Origin of the sequence: Xanthomonas sp. LMG 12462, from assembly GCF_009192885.1 — a bacterium.
GTDB lineage: Bacteria > Pseudomonadota > Gammaproteobacteria > Xanthomonadales > Xanthomonadaceae > Xanthomonas_A > Xanthomonas_A sontii.
Genome location: NZ_NMPP01000028.1, coordinates 14,283 through 32,347, shown reverse-complemented (window position 1 = coordinate 32,347; position 18,065 = coordinate 14,283). Strand labels below are relative to the sequence as shown.

The window sequence follows — 18,065 nt, the reverse complement described above, 5'->3', positions numbered from 1 at the left end:
CCACCGCCGATCCGCCGACCCAGCGCGAGATCGCCGAGCGCCTGGACCTGGCCCAGGCGCGCCATTTCGTCAGCTCCTTCGACCGCCCCAACATCCGCTACACGGTGGTGCAGAAGGACAATGCGCGGCGCCAGCTGCTGGACTTCCTGCGCGCGCACCGCGGCAGCGCCGGCATCGTCTACTGCATGTCGCGGCGCAAGGTCGAGGAGACCGCCGACTTCCTCGCCCGCGAGGGCCTGAACGCCCTGCCCTACCACGCCGGTTTGCCGGCCGAGGTGCGCGCCGACAACCAGCGCCGCTTCCTGCGCGAGGACGGCATCGTGATGTGCGCCACCATCGCCTTCGGCATGGGCATCGACAAGCCCGACGTGCGCTTCGTCGCCCACACCGACCTGCCCAAGTCGCTGGAGGGGTACTACCAGGAGACCGGCCGCGCCGGCCGCGACGGCGAGGCCGCCGAAGCCTGGCTGTGCTACGGCCTGGGCGACGTGGTGCTGCTCAAGCAGATGATCGAGCAGGGCGAGGCCGGCGAAGAACGCAAGCGCGTGGAACGGCGCAAGCTCGACCAGTTGCTGGGCTACTGCGAGTCGATGCAGTGCCGCCGCCAGGTGCTGCTGGCCGGCTTCGGCGAGACCTATCCGCAGCCCTGCGGCAACTGCGACAACTGCCTGCAGCCGGCCGACGCCTGGGATGCCACGGTGGCCGTGCAGAAGGCGCTGAGCTGCGTGTACCGCAGCGGCCAGCGCTTCGGCGTCGGCCACCTGATCGACATCCTGCGCGGCAACGAAGGCGAGAAGATCAAGCAGTTCGGCCACGACCAGCTCAGCACCTACGGCATCGGCAAGGACCTGGACGCGCGCGCCTGGCGCGGCGTGTTCCGGCAACTGGTCGCCACCGGCCTGCTGGAAGTGGACAGCGACGCCTACGGCGGCCTGCGCCTCACCGACGCCAGCCGCCAGGTGCTCAAGGGCGAACGCAAGATCATGATGCGCCGCGAACTGCCAAGCCGCGGCCGCGAGCGCGGCGACCGCAGCGGCAGCCCGCGCACCGGCGTCCCAGTGCAGGCGCAGGACCTGCCCCTGTTCAACGCGCTGCGCGACCTCCGCGCCGGCCTGGCCAAGGAACAGAACGTGCCGGCCTTCGTGATCTTCCACGACAGCACCCTGCGCAACATCGCCGAGCAGCGCCCGAGCAGCCTGGACGAACTGGCGCGGGTCGGCGGCATCGGCGGCAGCAAGCTGGCCCGCTACGGCCAGCAACTGCTCGACGTGGTGCACGGACAGGGCTGAAGCGCTGCAGCGGCGCCTGCAGCATCGGCACGTCGCGGCGCGGCCCGCGGCGCCGACAGGCCGGGTTCAACGTGGTATTGATAGCGTCAGCGTCACGGCGGAGCGTCTGACAGGCTCCGCCGGGCCCCTCTCTTCTGGCGGATGCCCGATGAACCGCAGCCTCCTTCTCCTCGCCTGCGCCCTGCTTGCCGGCCCGGCCCTGGCCCAGACCGCCGATGCCACCAGCGACAGCGAGGCGGCCAAGCGCAAGCTCGACCTGAGCGTGCCGCAACAACCGATCACCTACGCCGATCCCGGCACCAAGGCCGATCCGCCGGGCACGTACTACGGCGATACCAGCGGCACCTCGGCCTCGGCGCAGAAGGCGGCGGCAGCGCAGGCGCGCGCCGAGGCCCTGCAGGCGCAGGCCGACCGCTGCAACGGCGACGTGCACGGCAGCGTCGCCACCGGCATCGGCTATTCCACGCATGGCGGCAACAGCAACTACCAGGCCGCCAATCTGAACCTGTGCAAGACCTCCTACACCGACGACGGCAAGCCGCGGCAGATGGGCATCAGCATCAGCGTCGGCCGCGGCGACGGCCCGGTGTTCGGCCGCGGCTACTATCCCGGCGCCTACGGCCCGCCGCCGTTCGGCTGGTAAGCACAGCGACACGAGGGCAGCGCCAATGATCCGCTCCCGCCACGCTCGAACCGATGTACGTTGCGTCATCCCCCCACGGGGCGTTCCCGGTAACGCCCGTCGCGGCTGAAGGCACTCCTACCGCGCACTTCCCGAAGTTGACAGCAGTGCCCGCCGGACTCCCAGGCTGGCCCGCACGCGGCCTGGAACTTTCCGACGGCGCGTACCCCCCTGTTCACATCCGCAATCGCAGCACCCCGCGGTGCGCCGTGTCGTGCCGGCACCACTGAAACCGCCCGCTCCCACGCTCGCGCTCCAGCACCCAGTCATGCAGCCGTGCCCGCTGCGTCCATTGCGCGCGAAGCGCGCATCGATACCCCCACTCGAGAGTGCCGCCCGTCACGGTGGTGGCTACGGGATCGACCGACTTGTCGCCACACGCGCGACCGCGACGCATCGCGTCTACAATCGCGCTGCCTTTGTCGGCATGCCGTCCGCGGCGGCGTCACGCATCGCGTGCGCGTCGCGGCCGGTCGCCCGGCGTACCTCCCCTTCATGTGGCATCGCTTCCCCCCGAGCTCACGCCATGTCCAACGTAGTCCGGCTGCACAGCGCCCGCGAACGCGAGCAGCGCCTGCACGATGACGTCCTCGATGCGGCCGAGCGCTGCATCGTCGAGAACGGCCTCGGCGCCACCACCTTCGAACTGATCGCCGGGACTGCCGACGTCTCCTGCAGCGCGGTACGTCGGCAGTTCGACGACAAGCGCAGCCTGGTCCAGGCGCTGATGGAACGCGGCTACGAGCGTGCGATCCGCACCATGTGGCTGCTGCAACCGCCGCCGCACCAGGACGCGACCACGTTCATCGCCGGGGCATTGGAAGACTGGCTGGTGGCCGATGCCAACCAGCGGCGGCGGCGCCTGGATCTGGAGATGGACCTGGCCGCCGCACGCGACCCCGAACTGGCGCAGTACGCGCGCCGGCTCAACGTGTCCTTGGTGCAGAACCTCGGCGACCTGCTGCGGCGCATGCTGCGCGACCACGGCTGGAGCGGCAGCGAAGCCGAATTCCAGGCCCGCGTCTACGCGGTCGCCGCGATGTGCGGCGGCCTGCACATGATGATGACCACCGGCGTGGAGCTCAACCGCATGCATCTGCAGTTGATCCTGAGCGAGAGCCTGGCCGGGATCTTCAGCACGGCGCAGGCCTGACGCCGTCGTCCGCCGCGCCCTCCGCCCTGACGCTCGTCCACCCCCATCACCGAAGTGACCGGGATCCTGATGCGCCCTGCGGATACAGACGCCGGCGCTGCGTTCCTGCACGAGGCGGCATGAGGCCGAGCGGCGTCACCTGCGAAACGACCCTGACCTGATCCCCGGCAGCACTCGACGTCGATGCACTGCTGCCGTCACAAGCATGCCGTCACAAGCAGGAGGTCGCCCTGGACGATGATCGGCGCCGGAGCAAGCGACCCACCGCGAGCGACGCTCAGGCAAGCGGCGCTGACGCGTGCATGCCCTCCGCTGCGGCACGCAGCGCCTGAGCGATGTGTTGCAGCGTCCTGGAACGGACCGCGACATGCTGCCAGTACAGCGGCACGTCGAGCCAGCGCTGCGCATCGACGACCACGATCTGCCGCTGTCGCAGCGCGGCCACCAGCATCGGCTCCGGCGCCAGGCACCAGCCCAGTCCACGCGCGGCCGCCTCGACGAAGCCGATGGAGGTCGGCAGGTAGTGGATCGGCGGGTGCAACCGCGCGCGGGTGATGCGCCGCACGAAGCGCGCCTGCAGCGCGTCCTTGCGGTTGTAGACGATCATCGGGGCGCGGGCCAGCGCCGCCGCATCCAGGCCGTCGGCAAAGTAGCGGGCGAAAAACGCCGGCGAGGCGATCGCGCGGTAGCGCATCGCGCCCAGCGACAGCACATTGCAGCCCTGCAACGCCTTGCCAACGGAGGTGACGGCACCGAGCACCGCGCCGCTGCGCAACAGCTCCAGCGTGTGGTCCTGGTCGTCCACCTGGATATCGAACAGGTAGCCATGCGCGTCGTGCAGCGCCGCCAGCGCATCCAGGAACCAGGTCTGCAGCGAATCGTCGTTGACGGCGATGGCGATGCTGCGTGCCGCTGCACTGCTCGCAGGCGCGGGCAACAGGTCGGCCACCGCCTCGGCCTCCAGCACCTGCATCGGCCGCACGCTGCGCAGCAGGCGCTCCCCGGCGGGGGTCGGCCGGCATGGAGCCTGGCGCACGATCAGCACTTGGCCAAGCCGGTCTTCCAGCGCCTTGATCCGCTGCGAGACCGCCGACGGCGTCAGCGCCAGGCGGCGCGCGGCGGCCTCGAAACTCCCTTCTTCCAGCACGGCGGCGAAGGCGGACAGCTGGGGGTGGAGCAGATCCATGGCGGTTATGCGGATTAGAGATTCTTCAGAGCGTACAGAAAAACGAGTTTGGCTAATCGCGCCGACGCGTGCAGCATGCTCGCCCCATGTCCCAGGACCTCATCGCTATGTGGCTGCACGCACTGTTGGCAGGCCTCGTCGCCGGCACCGGCCTGATCGTCGCCATCGGCGCGCAGAACGCCTTTGTGCTGCGCCAGGGACTGCAGCGTCGGCATGTCGGCCTGGTCGTGGCCGTGTGCGCCGCCAGCGACATCGCGCTGATCGTCCTCGGCGTGTCCGGCATCGGTGCCGTGGTGGATGCCTGGCCCGGCGTGCTGCAGGCCTTGCGCTTCGGCGGCGCAGCCTTCCTCGGCGCCTACGCGCTACTTGCGGCACGACGCGCCTGGCGCGGCACTGGCGGCCTGCTGGCGCACGGCGAGGATCAGCGGAGCTGGCAACGCGTCCTGCTGACCTGCCTGGCCTTCACCTTCCTCAATCCACATGTCTACCTGGACACCATGGTGCTGCTGGGCAGCCTCTCCACGCGCTACCCGGGACAACTGCGCTGGGCCTTCGCACTCGGCGCCTGCCTGGCCAGCGCGACCTGGTTCGGCAGCCTGGGCTACGGCGCGCGGCTGCTGCAGCCCGTGTTCCGCAAGCCCGCTGCGTGGCGGTTGCTGGATGCGGCGGTCGCGCTGTTCATGCTGGGCTTGTGCCTCGCGTTGCTCCTGCAGCCTTTGGGGTGAGCGATCGGGATGCGGTGGCTGCCAACCAGTGCGACTGGCCACGCTTGCAGCTTTCGCGCAATGGCGGAAGTGAATGCAGCAAGCCGACGACCACGCAATCCCGACAAGGAAGCAGCGCACCTCGCGTTGAATTCAGGAGTGATGTCCGAAGCTGGCGAAAAAACCGCCAAAGGCGACGCGCAACCCGCTGAGCGGAGTGGTGGGCCGTGATGGATTCGAACCATCGACCAAAAGATTAAAAGTCTTCTGCTCTACCGACTGAGCTAACGGCCCAAAACAAGACCCCGGCGTTGCACCGGGGCGCGTAGTCTACCCCAGCACGGGGCGTTTCGCGAAATCAGGCGTAGCGGGTCGGGTCGGCAACGCCGGCGTCGGCGAAGCCGGCCGCGCGCAGGCGGCAGGCATCGCAGTGGCCGCAGGCGCGACCGGCGTCGTCGGCGCGGTAGCAGGACACGGTCAGGCCGAAGTCCACGCCCAGGCGCACGCCTTCGCGCACGATGTCGGCCTTGCTCATGTGCTGCAACGGCGCATGCACGCGCAGCCCGGCACCCTCCACCCCGGCCTTGGTCGCCAGGTTGGCCAGGGTCTGGAACGCGTCGATGAACTCGGGGCGGCAATCGGGATAGCCGGAATAGTCCACGGCGTTGACCCCGCAGAAGATGTCGGCCGCGCCCAGCACCTCGGCCCAGCCCAGCGCCACCGACAGCATGATGGTGTTGCGCGCCGGCACATAGGTGACCGGGATGCCGTCGCCGCCGGCATCCGGCACCTCGATGTCGTCGGTCAGCGCGGAGCCGCCGATGCTGCGCAGGTCGACGTTGACGGTCTTGTGCGCCACCGCGCCGAGCGCCGAGGCAACACGCGCGGCAGCGTCCAGTTCGGAGGTGTGGCGCTGACCGTAGCGCACGCTCAAGGCATGCACCGCGAACCCCTGCGCACGGGCGATGGCGACGACGACGGCGGAGTCCATGCCACCGGAGAGAAGGGCGACGGCGTTTTTCATCTGGGTGCCGGGAGTGGGGAATGGGGAAACGGGAATGGGAAGAGCGTAGCAGTCAGGCTGGACCGGGAAGATCGAAGGTCTTCGAGAAGCGAAAGCGGATCAGGTAGAGCCACGCCTACCGCGCGGCGCTCTCCGATTCCCGTTTCCCCATTCCCGATTCCCAGCTGCGCGCCAGCGCGCAGCTACCGCCCCGGCTCGTCGTTCCACAGCAGCTTATGCAACTGCATCTGGAAGCGCACCGGCAGGCGATCGGCGACGATCCAGTCGGCCAGGTCGCGTGCGGTCAGTTCGCTCTTGCTCGGCGAGAACCAGACGGTGCAGCGCGTGTCCAGTCGGTGTTCGGCGACCACGGCGCGCGCCCATTCGTAGTCGGCGCGGCCGCACAGGACGAACTTGATCTGGTCGCGCGCGGTCAGCAGCGGCAGGTTCTCCCAGCGGTTGCGGTGCGCTTCCTGCGACGCCGGGGTCTTGATGTCGAGCACCCGCGACACCCGCGGGTCGACTTCGGCGATGTCCAGCGCGCCGGAGGTCTCCAGCGACACGTCGTAGCCGGCGTCGCACAGGCGCTGCAGCAGCTGCAGGCAGCGCTTCTGCGCCAGCGGTTCGCCGCCGGTGACGCAGACGTGGCGCACGCCGTGGCGCGCCACTTCTTCGAGAATCGCGTCGATGTCCCACCACTGCCCGCCATGGAAGGCGTAGGCGGTGTCGCAGTAGCTGCAGCGCAGCGGGCAGCCGGTGAGACGCACGAACACGGTCGGCCAGCCGGAGCTCTCGGCCTCCCCCTGCAGCGACAGGAAGATCTCCGTCAGCTTGAGGCGGGGCAGCGGGCTTTGGACGATATAGCTGGGAACGGCGGCCATGGCGGGAGAAAGATGCTCCCGCGACGGCGGCGGCAGCGTTAGGGGCTCAGCGCAGCTGCTGGCCGAGACGGATCGACTGCAGGCGGTCCTGCGCGGTCCGCGCGGCATCGGACCCAGGATACTTCGCGCCGACCTGCTGCAGGGTCTGCTCGGCGTCCTGGACGCGGCCTTCGCCGTACTGGGACAGACCCAGCTTGAGCAACGCACCGGGTGCCTTGTCGTGGGTCGGGTAGCGGCCGATCAGGTCCTGGAACTGGGCCTCAGCCAACTGGAAGTTCTTGGTGGCGTAGTAGCTCTCGCCCAGCCAGTACAGCGCGTTCGGCGCATACACGCCGTTCGGGTAGGCCTGCAGGAAGTTCTGGAACAGGTTCGCCGAGTCGGCGTACTTGCCCGCCTTCAGGGCATCGAAGGCGACATTGTAGGCGGCCCGCTCGTCACCCGCGGCGGCCAGGGTACCGGCGTCACCGTGCACCGACGGCGGCGGCTCGGCGACGGCGGACGGCTTGCCTGCGGGCGCGGCCGGCGCAACAGCCGGTGCGGCGCCATTGGCCGGCGGCAACGGCGGCGTCGCCCCTGCCCCTGCACCATTCTCGAGCCGGCCCACGCGGCCATCCAGGTCCAGGTACTGGTCCTTGATCTGCTGCTTGAGCTGGTCGTTGCTGTGCTGCAGTTGTTCGATCGTGGCCTCCATCGACTGCATCTGCGTCCGCAGCTGGTTGAGCTGGTTCAGGATGTCGGTGTTGGCCTGGGTATTCATGGCCTGCTGCTCGAGCGCGGAAACGCGGTCGGCCAGGCTTGCGCGCTGCGCATGAGCCGGCGCGGCGGCCACGAGGGCCGCCGCGACGATCATCGATGTAAGGACACCGATACGCATCTTTTCTTACTGCGCCGTGTAGACGATCTCGACGCGACGGTTCTGCGACCAGCAGGACTCGTTCGACTCGGTGCAGACCGGACGCTCTTCGCCGTAGCTGACCACGGTCAGCTGCGCAGCCGAGCCACCGTTGGCCTGCAGCGCCGAGGACACGGCGTTGGCACGACGCTCGCCCAGGCCCATGTTGTACTCGCGCGAACCACGCTCGTCGGTGTTGCCCTGCAGGGTGATGCGCGAGGACGGACGGTCACGCAGGTACTTGGCGTGGCAGGCCATGATCGCCTGGAACTCCGGCTTCACGGTGTCCTTGTCCAGGTCGAAGTAGACCACGCGCTGACGCAGGCAGGAATCGGTGTCCAGGTCGCCCGGGCCGTACAGACCGGAGGTCGACGGGCCGGTCGGGACGGTGGTACCGGTGGTGCCGGTGGTGTCGGTCTGGGGCTGTTCCTTGACCTTCTTGGCGCAGCCGGCCAGAGCTGCGACGGACAACAGCGAAACAAGCAGAACGCGGGTGGTCTTGTTCATGGCGATACCTTGTGGCTCCTGGGCCGATGAGGGGTTCAACAGCGAAATATTAACACCAAACTTACATGTCAACGTGCGGTGCGATACGGCGACCAGGACGGTTCGCGCACGTCGCCATCGGCGAGCACCAGGCGCTGCCGCACGCGGGCATCGGCCGAGACCGCGTACAGCACGCCACGGCCGCCTTCACGCGCCGCATACAGCACCATGCTGGCGTTGGGGGCGAAGCTCGGCGACTCGTCCAGCGAACCGGTCGACAGCGTGCTCCAGCGCGGCGAACCCAGGCTGCGGTCCATCATCGCGATCTTGTAGGTGTTGCCGCTGCCCTGGGCCACGACCAGCTTGTTGCCGTCGTAGGACACGCTCGGGGTCGCGTTGTAGTTGCCCTGGAAAGTGATGCGGGTGGCGCTGCCGCCGGTGGCCGGCACCTGGTAGATCTGCGGGCGGCCGCTGCGGTCGGAGGTGAAGTAGATGCTGTTGCCGTCCGGCGCCCAGGTCGGCTCGGTGTCGATGCCGAAGTGGTTGGTCAGCTGGGTCAGCTGCTTGCTGCCCAGGTCCATCACGTAGATCTCCGGGTTGCCGCTGCGCGACAGCGCCAGCGCCAGCTTCTTGCCGTCCGGCGAGAACGACGGGGCGCCGTTGATGCCGCGGAAGCTGGACACCAGCTGGCGCGCACCGGTGGCGATGTCCTGGATGTAGATCGACGAGTTGCCGCGCTCGAAGCTCACGTAGGCCAGCTTCTTGCCGTCCGGGCTCCAGTTCGGCGACAGCAGCGGCTCGGCCGAGCGGACGATGGTCTGCGGGTTGTAACCGTCGGAGTCGGCGACCATCAGCGCATAGCGCATCGCCCCGCCCTTGCCGCTGGCGGTGACGTAGGCGATGCGGGTCCAGAACGCGCCGCGCACGCCCGTGATCTTCTCGTAGATGGCGTCGGCCATCTGGTGGGCGACGTCGCGCATGGCGTTGGCGCGGGCGGTCATGGCCAGGCCGAGCATGCGCTCGCCCTTGCCCACGTCGAACAGTTCGTACTCGACGCGATAGGCGCCTTCGCCGGCGTCCATCACGCGGCCGACGACCAGGTAGCTCTGCTTCAGCGCACGCCAGGTGGCGAACTGCACCTCGCTGCCGCGGGTCGGGCGCTCCACGATCTGCGACTCGGGCAGGTTGCGGAACTGGCCGGAGCGATCCAGATCGGCGCGAACCACCGCGGCGACGTCGGTGCTCGGCGGGGTCGCCGATCCCTGGTACGGCATCGGCACGACGGTGATCGGGGTCGCCGAGGCATTGCCGCCGACGATGTCGATTTCCAGGCCCTTGTCCTGCGCGGACGCGGCGAGAGGCAGCAACAGGGCGGTGAGAACGGCAAGCCAGCGCGGCAGTTTCTTCATGGGTCGCTCAGCAGGATCGGAAAGGCGCAAGAGATAGCAATGCGCGGGTGAACGTATTCGCAATCATGAACCATCGCCATGTGAAGCCGATGGCAGGACGCGGCACATTATCGCCCATCGCATGTCGGGTGGATGGCGGGCGCGCGCGATGCGGCGCCAGCCGCCGGGGTCATTGGTCCTGGGCGGTGAAGTTGAAGGTCAGGTTGCGCGCGAACACGGTCTCGAAGCCACGGTAGGGCAACGGCTGGGCGCGCAGCACCGCGGCTTCGATCGAGCGGCGACCGGCCTCGTCATAGGGACAGTCGGGGCTGACCTTGGCCTGCATGACCTGGCCACCTGGGATCTGGGTGATCGAGATCTTGCACTTCTGCCCCAGCGGCACCGAGTCCGGGCGCACCCACTGGCTCAGCACCGCCTGCTGAATCGCGGCGGCGTACTTGGCCTGCAGGTCGGTATTGGTGCCGTTCTGGCCCGGCGCCTGCTGCGGCGTGGTGGCCGCGGCCGCCGACGCCTTCTTGGCGTTCAGGTCGGCGATCTGCTGCAGCTTCTGCTGCGCCAGTTGGGCCTCGCGCTCCAGCTTCTCGCGCTGCTTGCGGATGTCGGCGATCTTCTTCTGCCGCTCCTCTTCCTGCTGCGCGGCCAGGCGTTGCTTCTGCTCGGCCTCCTGCTGACGCTTCTGCTCGGTCAGGTCGATCTGTTCCTGGCGGCGCTTGGCCTCCTGCTCCTGCTTCTCCTTTTCCTGGGAGATCGCGGTGCGGGTGGCGCGGTCCTGGTCGACCTTGTCGGGCACCGGGACGAAGTCCTGCGCCTTCTGCTGCTGCGGGGTCGGCGCCTGCTGCGGCTTGGGCGTGGGCAGCGGCTGCGGCGGCGGCACCGTGTCCTCTTCGGCGACGTCCTTGACCGGTTCGGGAAGCGGCTCGGGCAAGGGCTTGGGCGCGTCCTTCACCGCCTTCTGCGCCGAGCGCACGTCGGCGGCCGAGACCACCAGCGAGGCCTCGACCATCGGCGAACCGGCGGCGGGTTCGACCTGGCGCACCGGCGACCACCACCAGGCCAGGAAGAACAGCAGTGCGATCAGCACGTGCACCAGCAACGCCAGGGCGACCCCGAAGATCAGCCCCTTGTCGTCGCCGCGCTGCTGCGGCGGGCGGGAATCGGCTTCAGCGTGCATTGTTTCCGGGCTGACTCATCAGGCCGACCTTGGGCACGCCGGCCTGCTGCAGCATGACCATGGTGTCCATGACCAGTTGGTAGTTGGAGCTGCCGGGCGCGGCGACGAACACCGGCACGTCCTTGTTCTGGCCGACAAAAGCCTGGATCTTGGCTTTCAGCTCCGGCGCGGCGATCTTCTCGGGCTTGCCGTCCTGCAGAGTCAGCGTGTAACGGCCTTCGGCATCGACGGTGACGATCACCGGATCCTTCTTGCTCTCCACCGAGCGCGCGGTGGAATCGGGCAGGTCCACGTCCACGCTCAGGCTGAGCAAGGGCGCGGTGACCATGAAGATGATCAGCAGCACCAGCATCACGTCGATGTACGGCACGACGTTGATCTCGGACTTGAGCTTGCGGCGCTTGCGGCGGGAAATGGCGGCAGTCATGCGGGAATCCTGGGAGTCGTGGACAGGCGGGCGACGCTCAGTCGCCGCTGGCCTGGCGCTGCAGGATGGAGCTGAACTCTTCGGAGAAGGTCTCGAAGCGCACGGCCAGGCGCTCGACCCGGGTGGTGAAGCGGTTGTAGGCCCACACCGCCGGGATCGCCACGAACAGGCCGATGGCGGTGGCGAACAGCGCTTCGGAGATGCCCGGCGCGACCGCGGCGATGCCCGCCTGCTGGCCGCTGTTGATCATGTCGTGCATGGTCACCATGATGCCGAACACGGTGCCGACCAGGCCCACGTACGGGGCGGTGGAGCCGATGTTGGCGAGCAGTTCCAGGTTGCGCTCCAGGCGGTCGACCTCGCGCGCGTAGGTCGCGCGCATCGCCCGCTGCGCGCCTTCCAGTTGGATGCGCGCATCGAGCCGGCGCTTGTCGCGCAGGCGGGTGAACTCGCGGAAACCGGCCTCGAAGATCGCCTCCAGGCCGCCGACCACGCGGTTGCGGTCGGTGGCGCCGGCGTAGAGCTTGCTCAGGTCGGTGCCGGACCAGAAGCGGTTCTCGAAGTCGTCGGCCTCGCGGTTGGCGTCCTTGAACACCTTGCCCTTGCGGAAGATGATGACCCAGCTGATCAGCGAGCCGAGCAGCAGCAGCAGCACGATCACCTTGACCGGCAGGCTGGCCTTGACCATCAGGTCCAGGTAGTTGATGCCGCCGTGGGCAGCGGTGTTGGCGACGGCCTGGGTGGCGGTCTGGGTCACGTCCTGCGGCAGCGCCTCCACCACCGTGTCCTGCAGGGCCAGGAGCAATGCGATCATCCGTCGTTCCTCAGTAATTCGGCTTCAGTGATTTCAAGAACTTTCAATGCATCGTGCAGCGCGTCGTCCATGCCGCGCGGGCGGAAGCTGCCGGCGCTGAGCGCGGCCACCCGCACCTGCGCGCGCAACAGCAGCTCCCCGTCGTCGCGGCGGATCGACTGCGCGAACACCAGGCTGGCGCGCTTGCAGTGCGACAGCGCGACGCCGACCTGCAGGGAATCGTCCAGGCGTGCCGGGCGCAGGAAGTCGAGCTGCATCGCGCGCACCGCGAACACCAGATCGTATTGCAGGCGCAGACGCTCCTGACCATACCCCAGCGCCCGCAACCACTCCGTGCGCGCCCGCTCCAGGAAGGCCACGTAGCGCGCGTGGTAGACCACGCCACCGGCGTCGGTATCTTCCCAGTAGACGCGTGTCGGCCAACTGAATAGCCGGGAATCGGGAACGGGGAATGGGGAATCGGCAGTCAAGAGCGGCGCTCCTGTCGATAGCTGGGTAACCAGAACATCCTAGAACAGCGCCCCCGATTCCCCATTCCCGATTCCCAATTCCCGGTGCTTGGGCTGCAAGCCCAAGTGCAGATAGGCCTTGTTGGTGGCCATGCGCCCGCGGGCGGTGCGGATCAGGTAGCCCTGCTGGATCAGGTAAGGCTCGATCACGTCCTCCAGGGTGCCGCGCTCCTCCGAGAGCGAGGCGGCCAGCGACTCGACGCCGACCGGGCCGCCGTCGAAGTACTCGATGATGGTGCGCAGCATGCGCCGGTCCAGCTCGTCGAAGCCCTCGGCGTCGACCTTGAGCATCTGCGTGGCGGCCTGCGCCACGGCCAGGTCGATCTGCCCGCCGGCGCGGACCTGGGCGAAGTCGCGGACCCGCCGCAGCAGGCGGTTGGCGATGCGCGGGGTGCCGCGCGCGCGGCGCGCGATCTCGGCGCAGCCGTCGGCGTTGCAGGCGATGCCGAGGATGCTGGCGGAGCGGCGCACGATCTGCGCCAGCTCGTCCGGGGTGTAGAAGGCCAGGCGCTGGACGATGCCGAAGCGGTCGCGCAAGGGCGCGGTCAGCAGGCCGGCGCGGGTGGTGGCGCCGATCAGGGTGAACGGCGGCAGGTCGATCTTGATCGAGCGCGCGGCCGGGCCCTCGCCGATCATGATGTCGATCTGGAAGTCTTCCATCGCCGGGTACAGCACTTCCTCGACCACCGGCGACAGGCGGTGGATCTCGTCGATGAACAACACGTCGTGCGGCTGCAGGTTGGTCAGCAGCGCGGCCAGGTCGCCGGCCTTCTCGATCACCGGGCCGGAGGTGACCCGCAGATTGACCCCCAGCTCGTTGGCGATGACGTGGCTGAGCGTGGTCTTGCCCAGGCCCGGCGGCCCGAAGATCAGCACATGATCCATCGCCTCCCCGCGCGCCTTGGCCGCCTCGATGTAGATCGACAGCTGCTCGCGCACCGGCTGCTGGCCGAGATAGTCGTCCAGCCGCTTGGGGCGGATGCTGGCCTCGGCCGCGTCATCCTCGCGGGTGGCGCTGCTGGCGATGATGCGGTCCATGGAAAGCCGGGATTGGGGAATCGGGAATGGGGAATCGAGCGGACAATAGTAGCGGTTGGCGGCACGGCTGGCGCTTACTTTGATGGTCGCCGCCTGGTTTCAGGCCAGACGCCGCGGCAGTTGCCTTTCCCTGTTCCCCATTCCCGCCTCCCCATTCCCAAGGCCGCGACACCGTCGCGGCCTCAGATCTCCACCTGCGCGCCCAGTTCCACCAGGCGGTTGCCGGGGATGCGGAAAAAGCCGGTGGCGGGGGCGGCATTGCGGTGCATGACCGCGAACAGCTTGTCGCGCCAGATCGGCATGCCGCGGTTGGCGCTGGCCACGATGGTCTCGCGGCTGGCGAAATAGGTGGTGTCCATGGGGTCGAAGTAGATCCCGCCCTGGTCGCAGGAGCGCATCAGCGCCAGCGGCACGTCCGGGGTCTCCATGAAGCCGAAGCGCACGTAGACCCGGTAGAACTCGTCGCCGATCGCGTCGATCTTCAGCCGCTGCCCGGCCGCCGCGTACGGCACCTGCAGGGTTTCGACGGTCAGGAACACGTTGCGCTCGTGCAGCACCTTGTTGTGCTTGAGGTTGTGCATCAGCGCGTGCGGCACCACCATCGGGTCGGCGGTCAGGAACACCGCGGTGCCGGGCACGCGCACCGGCGGTGCCAGCATCAGCCCGGGCAGGAAAGTGTCGAGCTTGATGCCGTCCTTGCGGATCTCGTCGTGCAGCAGCTTGCGGCCGCGGCGCCAGGTGCGCATCAGGGTGAACAGGATCAGGCCCAGCAGCAGCGGGAACCAGGCGCCGTCCAGGAACTTGATGATGTTGGCGTAGAAGAACGCGCAGTCCACGGCCAGGAACACCAGCGCGAACAGCCACAGCAGCGGCGCCGGCACGCGCGGGTTGGCGCGCGCATAGATGACCATCAGCACGGTGGTGATCAGCATGGTGCCGGTGACCGAGACGCCGTAGGCGGTGGCCAGCGAGGTGGAGTCGCCGAAGCCGATCACCGCCACCACCACCAGCGCCAGCAGGCACCAGTTCACCGCCGGCACGTAGATCTGGCCGATGGTGGAGTGCGAGGTGTGGCGGATGTGCATGCGCGGGATGTAGCCCAGCTGCATGGCCTGGCTGGCCACCGAGTAGGCGCCGGTGATCAGCGCCTGCGAGGCGATCACCGTGGCCGCGGTGGCCAGCACGATCATCGGGTACAGCGCCCACTCCGGCACCGCCTCGTAGAACGGGTTGCTGACCGCCGCAGGATCGCGCAGCACCAGCGCGCCCTGCCCCAGGTAGGTCAGGGTCAGCATCGGCAGCACCACGCACTGCCACGAGCGGCGGATCGCCTTGGCGCCGAAATGGCCCATGTCCGCGTACAGCGCCTCGCCGCCGGTCACCGCCAGCACCACCGCACCGAGCACGAACACCGCGTGCCAGTTGTGTTCGGCGAAGAAGCGCACGCCCCACCACGGGTTCAGCGCGTGCAGCACTTCCGGCGCGCGCGTCATGTTGTAGACGCCGATCGCGCCCAGCGCCACGAACCAGACCAGGGTGATCGGCCCGAACGCCTTGCCCACCCGCTCGGTGCCGTAGCGCTGGGCCATGAACAGCATGCCCAGCACCAGCAGGGTGATCGGCACCACGAACGGTTCCAGCTTGGGCGCGGCCACCTCCAGGCCTTCCACCGCCGACAGCACCGAGATGGCCGGGGTGATGACGCCGTCGCCGAAGAACAGCGAGGCGCCGAAGATGCCGAGGATGCCGACCACGTACATCGAGCGCGAGCCGCCCGGCAGGGTCCGCTGGGCCAGCGCGGTCAGCGCCATGATGCCGCCCTCGCCATCGTTGTCGGCGCGCATGATCACGGTGACGTACTTGACCGTGACCACCAGCATCAGCGCCCAGAACACCAGCGACAGGATGCCCAGCACGGTGTCGTGGTCCGGGGTCAGCCCGTAGTGCGGCGAGAACGCTTCCTTGAGCGTGTACAGCGGACTGGTGCCGATGTCGCCGAAGACCACGCCGATGGCGGTCAGCATCACCCCAAAGCCCGTCTTGGCGTGCGGATCGTGGCTGCCCGGGCGGGCGGCGGAACTGGAGGAGCTGGACATGGTGGGAAGAGTAGCGCCAGAACGTGAAGAAAGAACGGGAAGCCGAGCCGACCCGAGGTCAGCGCAGCGCCGCCTGCAGGGCCTTGCGGATCACCGTGGCGACCTCGTCGCCGTCGGCGGCGGCGTCGCGCGCCATCTTCGCCGCCTCGGCCGGCTTGTAGCCGAGCTGTTGCAGGGCCACCGTGGCCTCGGAGACCGCGTCGGTACCCAGTTGTCCGGTCACCGGCGCACCGCCGCTGAAGTCGGCCGCGCGGTCGCGCAGTTCCACCACCATGCGCTCGGCGGTCTTCTTGCCGATGCCGGGGATGCGGGTCAGCGCGGTGACGTCGGCGGCGGTGATCAGCCGCGCGAACTCGTCGACGCTGACCCCGGACAGCACCGCCAGCGCGATCTTCGCGCCGATCCCGCTGACCCGCTGCACATCCCGGAACAGCCGCCGCTCGCCCTCGCGCAGGAAGCCGTACAGCGACACGCTGTCCTCCTTCTGCGCATAGTGGGTGAACAGGATGACGTCGCGGCCGACGTCGGGCAGGTCGTAGAAGGTGCTCATCGGCGCCTCCAGCTCATACCCCACCCCACCCACGTCGATCACCAGCCACGGCGGCTGCTTGTAGGCCAGGATCCCGCGCAGACGACCGATCATTGGGCGCCTCGTGCGAGGCGCCGGGATTGGGGAATGGGGAATGGGGAATGGGCAAAGCGGGTGGCCGCTTCACCGCTTCTGCTGTTCCGATTCCCGATTCCCGACTCCCGATTCCCAGCCTTTGTCATTTTCTGCTCCACGCCTGCTGCGTGCTGACGCCCAGGCGCTGCGCGGTGGCGCGCACGTGGGCATGGGTGATGGCGACGGCCAGTGCGTCGGCGGCGTCGGCCTGAAGTTTGCCGGTCAGGCTCAGCATGAGACCGACCATGTGTTGCACCTGCTGCTTCTCCGCCGCGCCCTTGCCGACCACGGCGAGCTTGATCTCCTTGGCGGCGTACTCGTGCACCGGCAACTCGCGCAGCACCGCCGCGCAGATCGCCGCGCCGCGGGCATGGCCGAGCTTCAGTGCCGCGTCGGCGCTCTTGCCCATGAACACGCGTTCGATCGCCACTTCCTGCGGCCGGTACTCCTCGATCAGCGCGTCCAGCCCGTGCAGCAGGCGCTTGAGCCGCAGGGCGAAGTCGCCCTCGCCCAGCAGTACCAGCGGCGCGTGGTGCACGTGCCGGGTACGGCCGGCCGCGTCCACGTCGATGATGCCCACGCCGGTGCGCTGCGAGCCGGGGTCGATGCCGAGGATGCGGGTGGAGCCGGGATTGGGGAATCGGGAATCGGGAATCGTGAAAGCAGCGCCCGTGCGGGCAGAGATGCCCGTGGCAGCCATCGACGTCGGCGATGCCTCCGGCGGCGGCACGGCGTTCTTCCGGGTTCCGGGTGTTGGGCCCCGGGCCCCGGCGGTCATGGTGTCAGCCCCCGTCACTCAGCGCGGCCTGGTCGACGTTGGAATAGACGTTCTGCACGTCGTCCAGGTCTTCCAGCATGTCCAGCAGCTTGCGCACCTGCACCGCGGTGTCGCCGTCCACGGCGATGTCGTTGTCGGCGCGGAAGGTGATTTCGGCATGGTCGGCGGCCAGGCCGGCCGCGTCCATGGCGTCCTTGACCGCCTGGAACGCCTCCGGCGCGGTCAGCACGTCGATCGCGCCGTCCTCTGGGTAGACCACGATGTCGTCGGCGCCGGCCTCGATCGCCGCCTCGGTGATCTTCTCCTCGTCGGCGCCCGCGGCGAAGCTGAGCACGCCCAGGCGCTTGAACATGAAGGCCACCGAGCCGTCGGTGCCCATGTTGCCGCCGCACTTGCTGAAGGCATGGCGCACGTCGGCCACGGTACGCACGCGGTTGTCGGTCAGGCAGTCGACGATCACCGCCACCCCGCCCGGGGCGTAGCCCTCGTAGCGCACTTCCTCGTACTCCACGCCTTCCAGTTCGCCGGTGGCCTTCTTGATCGCCCGCTCGATCACGTCCTTGGACATGTTGGAGGCCAGCCCCTTGTCCATCGCCACGCGCAGCCGCGGGTTGTTGGACGGATCGCCGCCGCCGGCGCGCGCGGCGACGCCGATCTCGCGGATGATCTTGGTGAAAATCTTGCCGCGCTTCGCATCGGATGCGTTCTTGCGGGCTTCGATCGAGGGGCCTCTACCCATGGGGCGTTCCGGACAGTTGTAAGGACAAGACGCGGATTTTACCTGATGCCGCGCACATCCCGCGGCCCGGCCGCACCGACGACCGACCGCGCGTGCGGCCGGCGCCCACTCCAGCGCGCGTCGGCCCGTGCTGCCGGTCGAACC

General features: G+C 68.6%; 19 protein-coding genes and 1 tRNA gene. 4 read left to right on the top strand and 16 right to left on the bottom strand.

Annotated features, from left to right (window positions below; all coding sequences use genetic code 11):
* From CEK69_RS07890 to CEK69_RS07880, 3 genes are all read left to right on the top strand, one after another.
* The coding region (locus tag CEK69_RS07890) for a RecQ family ATP-dependent DNA helicase (protein ID WP_152244879.1) at positions 1-1,289 on the top strand (1,289 nt) is incomplete at its 5' end.
* 148 nt (positions 1,290-1,437) lie between these two features.
* Entirely contained in the window at positions 1,438-1,932 is a 495-nt protein-coding gene (locus CEK69_RS07885) for a hypothetical protein (protein WP_017908753.1), read from the top strand.
* Between the two features lie 565 nt (positions 1,933-2,497).
* Positions 2,498-3,124, top strand: a complete 627-nt coding sequence (locus CEK69_RS07880) for a TetR/AcrR family transcriptional regulator (RefSeq protein WP_017908754.1) — start codon at positions 2,498-2,500, stop codon at positions 3,122-3,124.
* 277 nt (positions 3,125-3,401) lie between these two features.
* On the opposite strand, the gene CEK69_RS07875 is transcribed toward CEK69_RS07880, so the two are convergent.
* Entirely contained in the window at positions 3,402-4,310 is a 909-nt protein-coding gene (locus tag CEK69_RS07875) for a LysR family transcriptional regulator ArgP (protein ID WP_152244877.1), read from the bottom strand.
* A gap of 107 nt (positions 4,311-4,417) precedes the next feature.
* Here CEK69_RS07875 and CEK69_RS07870 point away from each other — a divergent pair, with 107 nt between their 5' ends.
* Complete coding sequence (locus CEK69_RS07870; protein WP_152244885.1) at positions 4,418-5,035, top strand: LysE/ArgO family amino acid transporter; 618 nt, start codon at positions 4,418-4,420, stop codon at positions 5,033-5,035.
* 197 nt (positions 5,036-5,232) lie between these two features.
* Here CEK69_RS07870 and CEK69_RS07865 read toward each other — a convergent pair.
* The 15 genes from CEK69_RS07865 to CEK69_RS07795 form a co-directional block, all read right to left on the bottom strand.
* Positions 5,233-5,308, bottom strand: a tRNA-Lys gene (locus CEK69_RS07865).
* Between the two features lie 64 nt (positions 5,309-5,372).
* Positions 5,373-6,038: a 7-cyano-7-deazaguanine synthase QueC gene (gene queC / locus CEK69_RS07860; RefSeq protein ID WP_152244875.1), complete on the bottom strand. Its 666-nt coding sequence runs from the start codon at positions 6,036-6,038 to the stop codon at positions 5,373-5,375.
* A 182-nt stretch (positions 6,039-6,220) separates the two neighbouring features.
* Positions 6,221-6,898, bottom strand: coding sequence for a 7-carboxy-7-deazaguanine synthase QueE (queE, locus tag CEK69_RS07855; RefSeq protein ID WP_152244873.1), 678 nt, complete (start codon positions 6,896-6,898; stop codon positions 6,221-6,223).
* A 46-nt stretch (positions 6,899-6,944) separates the two neighbouring features.
* Entirely contained in the window at positions 6,945-7,772 is an 828-nt protein-coding gene (gene ybgF / locus CEK69_RS07850; protein WP_193313931.1) for a tol-pal system protein YbgF, read from the bottom strand.
* Between the two features lie 6 nt (positions 7,773-7,778).
* Positions 7,779-8,297 carry a peptidoglycan-associated lipoprotein Pal gene (gene pal, locus CEK69_RS07845; protein ID WP_152244871.1) on the bottom strand — a complete coding sequence of 173 codons (519 nt, stop codon included), beginning with the start codon at positions 8,295-8,297 and terminating at the stop codon, positions 7,779-7,781.
* Between the two features lie 68 nt (positions 8,298-8,365).
* Positions 8,366-9,685: a Tol-Pal system beta propeller repeat protein TolB gene (gene tolB / locus CEK69_RS07840; protein WP_017912301.1), complete on the bottom strand. Its 1,320-nt coding sequence runs from the start codon at positions 9,683-9,685 to the stop codon at positions 8,366-8,368.
* Between the two features lie 169 nt (positions 9,686-9,854).
* A complete protein-coding gene (tolA, locus tag CEK69_RS07835) occupies positions 9,855-10,856 on the bottom strand; it encodes a cell envelope integrity protein TolA (protein WP_152244869.1) in 1,002 nt (333 codons plus the stop codon).
* Positions 10,846-11,283 (bottom strand): protein TolR, encoded by a 438-nt coding sequence (gene tolR, locus CEK69_RS07830; RefSeq protein WP_010344312.1) that lies wholly within the window; start codon positions 11,281-11,283, stop codon positions 10,846-10,848. Before tolR ends, tolA begins: the two co-directional genes overlap by 11 nt.
* Positions 11,284-11,320: 37 nt before the next feature.
* Positions 11,321-12,097, bottom strand: coding sequence for a protein TolQ (gene tolQ / locus CEK69_RS07825; protein ID WP_043091800.1), 777 nt, complete (start codon positions 12,095-12,097; stop codon positions 11,321-11,323).
* Entirely contained in the window at positions 12,094-12,567 is a 474-nt protein-coding gene (gene ybgC, locus CEK69_RS07820) for a tol-pal system-associated acyl-CoA thioesterase (protein ID WP_152244867.1), read from the bottom strand. Before ybgC ends, tolQ begins: the two co-directional genes overlap by 4 nt.
* Before the next feature lie 39 nt (positions 12,568-12,606).
* Positions 12,607-13,644 (bottom strand): Holliday junction branch migration DNA helicase RuvB, encoded by a 1,038-nt coding sequence (gene ruvB / locus CEK69_RS07815; RefSeq protein WP_017912299.1) that lies wholly within the window; start codon positions 13,642-13,644, stop codon positions 12,607-12,609.
* A 182-nt stretch (positions 13,645-13,826) separates the two neighbouring features.
* Positions 13,827-15,668 (bottom strand): potassium transporter Kup, encoded by a 1,842-nt coding sequence (locus CEK69_RS07810; protein ID WP_223875597.1) that lies wholly within the window; start codon positions 15,666-15,668, stop codon positions 13,827-13,829.
* A gap of 130 nt (positions 15,669-15,798) precedes the next feature.
* Entirely contained in the window at positions 15,799-16,383 is a 585-nt protein-coding gene (ruvA, locus tag CEK69_RS07805) for a Holliday junction branch migration protein RuvA (RefSeq protein ID WP_010344317.1), read from the bottom strand.
* A gap of 124 nt (positions 16,384-16,507) precedes the next feature.
* On the bottom strand, positions 16,508-17,104 hold the full coding sequence (ruvC, locus tag CEK69_RS07800) for a crossover junction endodeoxyribonuclease RuvC (protein ID WP_226975086.1): 597 nt from the start codon (positions 17,102-17,104) through the stop codon (positions 16,508-16,510).
* An 82-nt stretch (positions 17,105-17,186) separates the two neighbouring features.
* Entirely contained in the window at positions 17,187-17,921 is a 735-nt protein-coding gene (locus CEK69_RS07795) for a YebC/PmpR family DNA-binding transcriptional regulator (protein WP_010344319.1), read from the bottom strand.
* Between the last annotated feature and the right edge of the window lie 144 nt (positions 17,922-18,065).